Genomic DNA, 7150 nt, shown 5'->3' on the forward strand with positions numbered 1-7150 from the left:
TCCGGATACAGGGTTACAGCTCAATGCTGCAGGTCGCCGGCGGGCATATTGCCCTGGCGCGGCTTGCGGTTCGGGTCCAGCGGCTGCGGCAGCAGCGTCGCCATCGTCATCTGGTCGTCGCCAAAATATTTCGCGGCTACCGCCTGCACCTCGGGGCCGGTGATGCTGCGCAGGGCAGCAATGATGCGTTCGCTGGCATCCAGCGGCAGGCCCTGCACCCACTGGGAACCGAGCTCGCGCGCCTGGTTGAAGACCGAGTCGAGCTTGTAGGTCTCGCTGGCCACCCACTGCGTCTTGACGCGGTTCAGCTCAGCCTCGCTCACGCCTTCGCGTGCCACCTTGGCCACCTGCTCGCGCAGCGCGTCGGCCACCTGCTGCGCCGTTTTGCCGTCAGCGGGCACACCGTCGAGCGAAAAGAGCTGCGGGCCCCGGCCCATCAAACCATTGGATGCACCAGCGCTGTCGGCCACCCGGGACTGCTGCACCAGCGCGCGGTCCAGCCTGGCACCGCTGTAGCCGTCCAGCACGGCAGCCAGCACCGTCAGGGCCAGCGCGTCGCGGCTGGCGCCGGCGGCTGGTGCGGCCAGGTCTGCCGGTTCCAGTTTGGGCACCTTGAAGACCATGCTGACGTACGCCTGGCTGGCCGGCGCCTTGAAGTCCATGCGGCGCGCACCGGCTTGCACGGGCTCGGCGCGCGGCTTGCGCACCGGGACGGCGCGCGCCGCAATGCCGCCATAGTATTTTTCAGCCAGTTTTTTGACCTGGGCAACGTCCACATCACCGGCAATCACCACGGCGGCATTGGCAGGCACATACCAGCGGCGGTAAAAATCGCGCGCATCGGCAGGCGTCATGGCCTCAATGTCGCTCATCCAGCCAACCACCGGGCGCCGGTAGGGCGAGGCGGTAAACGTCATCGCGGTCATCTGTTCGTACAGCATGGCGCGCGGCGAATCTTCGGTACGCAGGCGGCGCTCTTCCTTGACGACCTCGATCTCGCGCTTGAATTCATCGTCTGCCCACTGATTGCCCGCGAAACGGTCAGCCTCCAGGCGCATGACGTCCTCAAGCTTGCCGGCCGGGATCTGCTGGTGGTAGGCCGTGTTGTCGCGGCCGGTGAACGCATTGTCGCGCCCGCCCAGGGCAGCGATGCGCTTTGAAAACTCGCCCGGTTTGACCTTCGCCGTTCCCTTGAACATCATGTGCTCCAGCACATGGGCCACGCCCGACGTGCCGTCGACCTCGTCCATGGAACCCACGCGCACCCACAGCATGTGGGCCACGGTGGGCGCGCGGTGGTCCGGCTTGACGATGACCGTGAGGCCGTTGGCCAAGGTGAACTGCTCAACCGGCGCAGGCACGGGGGTCTGCGCAAGGGCGGCCGTGCCCATGCACAGTGCCAGCACTGCGGCAGGCCACCGCCACCAGGCCGTAAAGATTGTGGATGTGAGGGGTACTGAGGGCGTCAAAAGGGCTGGCTTGGGGTGTTTCATAGAATAGCTGTGTGGCGCTGCACGCCGTCCGGCAGCTGTGTAACTGCCCACTAGGACTCACAAGCATACCGAATGTTCAGTTTTTTCAAGAAAAAATCCCCTCCTCCTGCCCCACCGGCGCCTTCTGCACCCGATGCGTCTTCCGCAGCCGGCGCATCCGCCCCGGCCCCGGTGATTCCCACGCCCGCGCCGGTTCCTGCTGGCGGTGGATTGATTGGCAGTGCGCTGGTCACCCCGATCGCCATGCCGGTTCCTGGCGCAGTGGCGCCGGAACGCGAACGCTGGATCAACAAGCTGCAAGCGGGCCTGCGCAAGACGGGCTCCAGCATCTCGACGGTTTTTACCGGCAGCCGCATCGACGATGCACTTTACGAGGACCTGGAAACCGCGCTGCTGATGGCCGACGCCGGCAGCAAGGCCACCGAACACCTGCTGGCCGACGTCAAGCGCCGGGTACGCGAAGGCGGCATGACGCATCCCGTGGCGGTCAAGAACGCACTGGTGGAATCGATCACGCAACTGCTCAAGCCGCTGGAGCAGCCTCTCGTGATCGGCCAATACCAGCCCACCGTGATCATGGTGACCGGCGTCAACGGCGCCGGCAAGACCACCTCCATCGGAAAGCTTACGCGGCATTTGGCCACCGAAGGCGCTTCAGTGCTGCTGGCGGCGGCTGACACCTTTCGCGCCGCAGCGCGCGAGCAGCTTAGCGTCTGGGCAGACCGCAACACGGTCGAGATCGTCAGCCAGGAAGGTGGCGATCCCGCCGCAGTGAGCTTCGATGCCGTGAGCGCCGGCAAGGCGCGCGGCAAGGACGTGGTGCTGGTCGACACAGCCGGCCGCCTGCCGACGCAGCTGCACCTGATGGAGGAGTTGCGCAAGATCAAGCGCGTGGTGCAGAAGGCAGATGCCACGGCACCGCACGAGGTGCTGCTGGTCATTGACGGCAACACCGGGCAAAACGCATTGGCCCAGGTCAAGGCCTTTGACGACACATTGCAGCTGACCGGCCTCATCGTGACCAAGCTGGACGGCACGGCCAAAGGTGGCGTTCTGGCGGCCATTGCGCTGTGGGCCCGTGAACGTGCCCTGGCCGCACCCACGCTGCGCCCGGTGTCGGTTTATTTCATCGGCGTAGGCGAGCAGCTGGAAGACCTGGAAACCTTCAACGCGCGTGAATTTGCGCAGGCTTTACTGGGTTGAGTTGGGTTGAGCCAGCGGGTTCGCCGCTTGCCGCTCAGGGCACTCCGAGCTTCAGCATCAGCACCGAGATCACCACAAAGGCCACGATAAAAACGGTCTCCACCAGCAACAGGGCCACGGGCTTCCAGCCCAGCTTGAGCAAGTCTTCAAAGCTGGTTTTCACGCCTGCAGCGGCAATCGCCGTTACCAGCATCCATCGCGACGCATCACTGGCCAGTTGAACCACGGGCGCCGCAATAAGTCCGGCACTGGCCAACATGACCAGCACCACAAACGCGATCAGGAAGCCCGGCACCAGCGGCACTTCTGTTTCCGGCACCTTGACGGCCGGGTGGTTGCGGTAGAGCACGGCGACCAGCAGCACGATGGGCATCAGCATCATGACGCGAAACAGCTTGACCACCGTGGCCGTGTCGCCCGCCTGCGGACCGAGCATCATGCCGGCCGCCACCACCTGCGCCACATCATGGATCGAGCCTCCCAGCACAATACCGGCCTGCCCCGGCAGCAGCCCGATCGCCTGCAGGCTGAAAGGGTAGACCACCATCGCCAGCGTCGACAGCACGGTGACGCCGACCACGGCCAGTAGCGTGAAGCGTTCGTTTTCTTTCGTCTGGGGCAGCACGGAAGACACGGCCAGCGCCGCCGACGCCCCACAAATGGCCACGGCGCTGCCCGACAGCAGGCCTTCATCGCGCGAGCATTTCAGCCAGCGCGCCAGCAGCACGCCCAGCAAAATCGTCAACACCACGGCCAGCACAATGACCACCGCGGTTTCAGCACCCAACTGGGCGACTTGTGCAAACGTGATGCGGGCGCCCAGCAATGCCACACCCACGCGCAGCACCACACGGCCGCAAAAGCCGATGCCTTTGGCCGCCTTGGGATGGCTGTTGAGAAAATGAAATGCCAGGCCGATCAGCAAGGCATAGAGCAACTGGGGACCGCCATAGTGCTCGGAAATAAAAGTCGCGGCCAGCGCAATCACCATGCACACGAGCACACCGGGAAAGTGGGAAACCAGCGCCAGGCGCCATTTGAGAATCATGGAGGTATCAGACAGAAATAGGGGACGAATGGGGCGAAGAATCTTGACCGCCGGGGTGATGGCTGAGGACTTTTTCCAGCAATGCCGCGCCGGTGGGGCTTCCCGCCACCAGCATCTGGCTTTGCAGCAGAGGCAACCCGTCCACGGCCTGCATCGTGGCACCGGCCTCGCGCAGCAGCACCGCCCCGGCCGCCGCGTCCCATGCGCCCATGCCGCGCTCCCAGAAGGCATCGGCCCTGCCCGCAGCCACATAGGCCAGTTCCAGCGCCATGGAGCCGCTTCTTCGAACCTGCCCGTAGGTCTTCAGCACGCGGCCAAATTCACGGAGGTAATCGTCCATGAAGGGCGCATCCGGTTTGGGAAACACCGTCGAAACCAGGCATTGCCCTGCAGGGCGCGCGGCGGCGCATGCCAGGCGCTCCCCATTCAGGCGGGCACCCAGGCCCAATGCCGCGGTAAAAATTTCTTGACGTGACGGATCCACAATCACACCCAGCACCGGCTGCCGGTCTACACACAGTGCTATCGATACCGCGAACTGGGGATAGCCGCGGGCAAAGTTTGCCGTGCCATCAATCGGGTCGACCAGCCAGGTGGGCTTCTCCGTCAATTCGCCGCCGCCTTCTTCGCCGACAAAGCTGCTGTGCGGCAAGGCTTGCAGCAATGCGCTGCGCAAGCCTTCTTCCACTTCACGGTCAAAGCGCGTGACCCAGTCACCCGGTGCCTTCTGGCGGACATCTGCAGGTTGCAATTCAGCCTGCGCTTTCCGGATGCGGGCGGCAGCCTCCATGCCTGCGAGCCGCGTTTTCTCCAGCACCGCATTCAAGTCCAGATCAAGGTCCATGTTCAGGCCTTCTTGGACAGCACGCTGACATAGTCGTGTGCCTGGGTGTTGATGGTGGAGAGCCGGTATTCCACGGGCTTGTCCCCGAACGTCAGTGCCAGCCGATGCACCTCCATCACCGGAGAGCCCACTGCCAGCCCGAGCAGGCGCGCATGGGTCCGGTCGGCCGCTGCGGCGCGTGCGCGCTCCTGTGCCCGCAGCACGGTGATGCCAAAGTCGGTCTGGTAGAGCGCATAGATCGTGCCGGGCCGTTCCACAAAACGCTTTTCGGTGAGATTGCGAAAGAGCGCCGCCGGAATCGACAGCTGGTCATGCATGACAACGCGGCCCTGCAGGGCGAGGCGGTTTTCCGCCCTGAACACGGGCTCACCCGGCTTGATGCGCAACGCGGCGGCTTCATGCTCCGTGGCCCGCTCACGCCCAAAAGCAACGCAGTCAATTTCCGGGTAGTCGCGGTCGCGCGCTGCATCGTCGTCACCGAAATTCCAGTGCGGCTCCACATGGAAAAACTGGAACATGAAGCGGGCATTGTTGTGCGGCGCGACAAAGGTTCCCTTGCCTTGCCGCCGCACCAGCACGTGCTCGTGTACCAGCTCGTCAACGGCATGGCGCAGGGTGCCTATGCTGACCCGCAGGCCCGCCGCAATATCCGCTTCGCTGGGCAGGGGTTTACCCGGGCCATAGTGCCCGGCTTCGATGAGTTTTTGCAACTCGCGCTTGACCTGGCGATAAAGCGGCATGGCCTCTTCACTCATCAAGGGACGCAATGAAGCCGATGTGTTTTTGACATTCACGGCCGCCATTGAAACACCGATAGGGCAGTCGTACAAGTCATATATATGAGTTGATTGACAAGGTGTTGCCGGCCCCTAAAACTGGCAACTCGATTTAACTCAGGCCACTCGGAGATCCCCATGATTCATTTTGTATTGCATGACGCCAAAGACACCGTGGCCGTCGTGGTGGTGGAAGGTGTGAAAGCGGGAACCGCCATGACCGGCTGGATCATGGACGAAGACCGCATGATCAATGTGCAGGCGCAGCAGGACATCCCGATCGGCCACAAGGTGGCCCTCAAGGACATGGCTGTCGGCGACACGGTGCTGAAGTACGGCATCGATATGGGCAAGGTCGTTGCCAGCATCAAGGCCGGCCAGCACGCCCATGTGCACAACATTAAAACCAAACGCTGGTAACCCCCCGAAGCGACCTGCAGCCGCCCCCCAGGGGGCATCGCCTGTGGCCTGGCAAAGCCAGATCCACGCCGATTGCTGGAAAATAATCTCTCTAGGAACACATCATGTCAGTCATCGATAAAGACACCACATTTTTGGGCTACCGCCGGGAAAACGGCCGCGTCGGCGTGCGCAACCACGTCATCATCCTTCCGCTGGACGACCTGTCCAATGCCGCCGCCGAAGCAGTGGCACACAACATCAAGGGCTGCATGGCGATCCCGCACCCCTATGGCCGGCTGCAGTTTGGCGCCGACCTGGAACTGCACTTTCGCACCCTGATCGGTGCCGGCTGCAATCCCAATGTCGCCGCCGTCGTGGTCATCGGCATTGAGGACAGCTGGACCAAGAAAGTGGTCGACGGCATCGCCAAAACCGGCAAACCGGTGGTGGGCTTCGGCATTGAAGGCCACGGCGACCATGAGACCATCATGAAGGCGTCCAAGGCGGCGCGTGAATATGTGCAGTGGGCCAGCGAGAAGCAGCGCGAGGTCTGCGGCATCTCTGAACTCTGGGTGTCGACCAAGTGCGGCGAGTCCGACACCACGTCCGGCTGCGGTGCCAACCCTACCGTGGGGAATGCCTTTGACAAGTTGCACCCGCTGGGCAACTACCTGTGCTTCGGCGAGACGTCCGAAATCACAGGTGGCGAAAAAATCGTGGCAGACCGCTGCGCCACGGACGCAGTGCGCGACCAGTTCATGTTCATGTTCAACCGCTACCAGGACATGATCAACCGCCACAAAACCAGCGACCTGTCGGACTCGCAGCCCACCAAGGGAAACATCGCTGGCGGCCTCACGACGATCGAGGAAAAAGCCCTGGGCAATATCCAGAAGATCGGCAAGGTTTGCACGGTTGACGGCGTGATTGACAAGGCCGAGATGCCGACGCACCCGGGCCTGTGGTTCATGGACTCGTCCAGCGCCGCTGCTGAAATGGTGACGCTGTGCGCGGCCTCAGGTTATGCCGTGCATTTCTTTCCCACCGGCCAGGGCAATGTGATCGGCAATGCGATTGTTCCCGTGATCAAGATCTGCTCAAACCCGCGCACCGTGCGCCTGATGAGCGAACACATCGACGTGGACACATCCGGACTGCTGCAGCGCGAGATCACGCTGGACCAGGCCGGCGACAAGCTGCTGGAGAACATGCTGCGCACGGCCAACGGCCGCTTGACCGCCGCAGAGGCGCTCGGCCACCGCGAGTTCGTGCTAACGCGCCTTTTCGAATCTGCTTAGAGAGGATATATGGCCCCCACGCTTTTCACTTCGTGTAATGCGCTGCCCCCCGAGGGGGCTAATTTTCCTTGGGGCGGCCCGGCGGA

At 63.1% G+C, this 7150-nt stretch carries 7 protein-coding genes; 3 read left to right on the forward strand and 4 right to left on the reverse strand.

Translation table 11 applies throughout. The annotated features are described in order from the left end of the window. Nucleotides 1-20 precede the first annotated feature (20 nt). The gene (locus tag ABI546_RS09920) at nucleotides 21-1391 is read right to left on the reverse strand and encodes a pitrilysin family protein (RefSeq protein ID WP_348046426.1); all 1371 of its coding nucleotides are present in this window, start codon (nucleotides 1389-1391) and stop codon (nucleotides 21-23) included. A gap of 174 nt (nucleotides 1392-1565) precedes the next feature. Between ABI546_RS09920 and ftsY the strand changes: the two genes are divergently transcribed. Continuing rightward, on the forward strand, nucleotides 1566-2696 hold the full coding sequence (gene ftsY / locus ABI546_RS09925; RefSeq protein ID WP_348046427.1) for a signal recognition particle-docking protein FtsY: 1131 nt from the start codon (nucleotides 1566-1568) through the stop codon (nucleotides 2694-2696). 34 nt (nucleotides 2697-2730) lie between these two features. Here the strand turns inward: ftsY and ABI546_RS09930 are convergent, their stop codons facing one another. From ABI546_RS09930 to ABI546_RS09940, 3 genes are read right to left on the reverse strand one after another with little or no spacing between them, the layout of a single operon-like run. Then, entirely contained in the window at nucleotides 2731-3744 is a 1014-nt protein-coding gene (locus ABI546_RS09930) for a putative sulfate exporter family transporter (RefSeq protein WP_348046428.1), read from the reverse strand. Between the two features lie 7 nt (nucleotides 3745-3751). Further along, the gene (locus tag ABI546_RS09935; protein ID WP_348046429.1) at nucleotides 3752-4588 is read right to left on the reverse strand and encodes an inositol monophosphatase family protein; all 837 of its coding nucleotides are present in this window, start codon (nucleotides 4586-4588) and stop codon (nucleotides 3752-3754) included. 2 nt (nucleotides 4589-4590) lie between these two features. Beyond that, a complete protein-coding gene (locus ABI546_RS09940) occupies nucleotides 4591-5343 on the reverse strand; it encodes a GntR family transcriptional regulator (RefSeq protein ID WP_348046430.1) in 753 nt (250 codons plus the stop codon). Between the two features lie 159 nt (nucleotides 5344-5502). On the opposite strand from ABI546_RS09940, the gene ABI546_RS09945 reads away from it, so the two are divergent. Further along, nucleotides 5503-5784 (forward strand): UxaA family hydrolase, encoded by a 282-nt coding sequence (locus tag ABI546_RS09945; RefSeq protein ID WP_348046431.1) that lies wholly within the window; start codon nucleotides 5503-5505, stop codon nucleotides 5782-5784. 104 nt (nucleotides 5785-5888) lie between these two features. Beyond that, complete coding sequence (locus ABI546_RS09950; RefSeq protein WP_348046432.1) at nucleotides 5889-7064, forward strand: UxaA family hydrolase; 1176 nt, start codon at nucleotides 5889-5891, stop codon at nucleotides 7062-7064. The last annotated feature ends 86 nt before the right edge of the window (nucleotides 7065-7150 follow it).

The sequence above is a fragment of the Polaromonas sp. genome (assembly GCF_039932935.1).
Lineage (GTDB): Bacteria > Pseudomonadota > Gammaproteobacteria > Burkholderiales > Burkholderiaceae_C > Polaromonas.

Excerpts from the sequence above, each read along its gene's own strand:
- ABI546_RS09920 (WP_348046426.1), bottom strand. The coding sequence starts at position 1,391 with ATGGGCACGGCCGCCCTTGCGCAGACCCCCGTGCCTGCGCCGGTTGAG.
- ftsY (WP_348046427.1), top strand. The coding sequence starts at position 1,566 with ATGTTCAGTTTTTTCAAGAAAAAATCCCCTCCTCCTGCCCCACCGGCG.
- ABI546_RS09930 (WP_348046428.1), bottom strand. The coding sequence starts at position 3,744 with ATGATTCTCAAATGGCGCCTGGCGCTGGTTTCCCACTTTCCCGGTGTG.
- ABI546_RS09935 (WP_348046429.1), bottom strand. The coding sequence starts at position 4,588 with ATGGACCTTGATCTGGACTTGAATGCGGTGCTGGAGAAAACGCGGCTC.
- ABI546_RS09940 (WP_348046430.1), bottom strand. The coding sequence starts at position 5,343 with ATGAGTGAAGAGGCCATGCCGCTTTATCGCCAGGTCAAGCGCGAGTTG.
- ABI546_RS09945 (WP_348046431.1), top strand. The coding sequence starts at position 5,503 with ATGATTCATTTTGTATTGCATGACGCCAAAGACACCGTGGCCGTCGTG.
- ABI546_RS09950 (WP_348046432.1), top strand. The coding sequence starts at position 5,889 with ATGTCAGTCATCGATAAAGACACCACATTTTTGGGCTACCGCCGGGAA.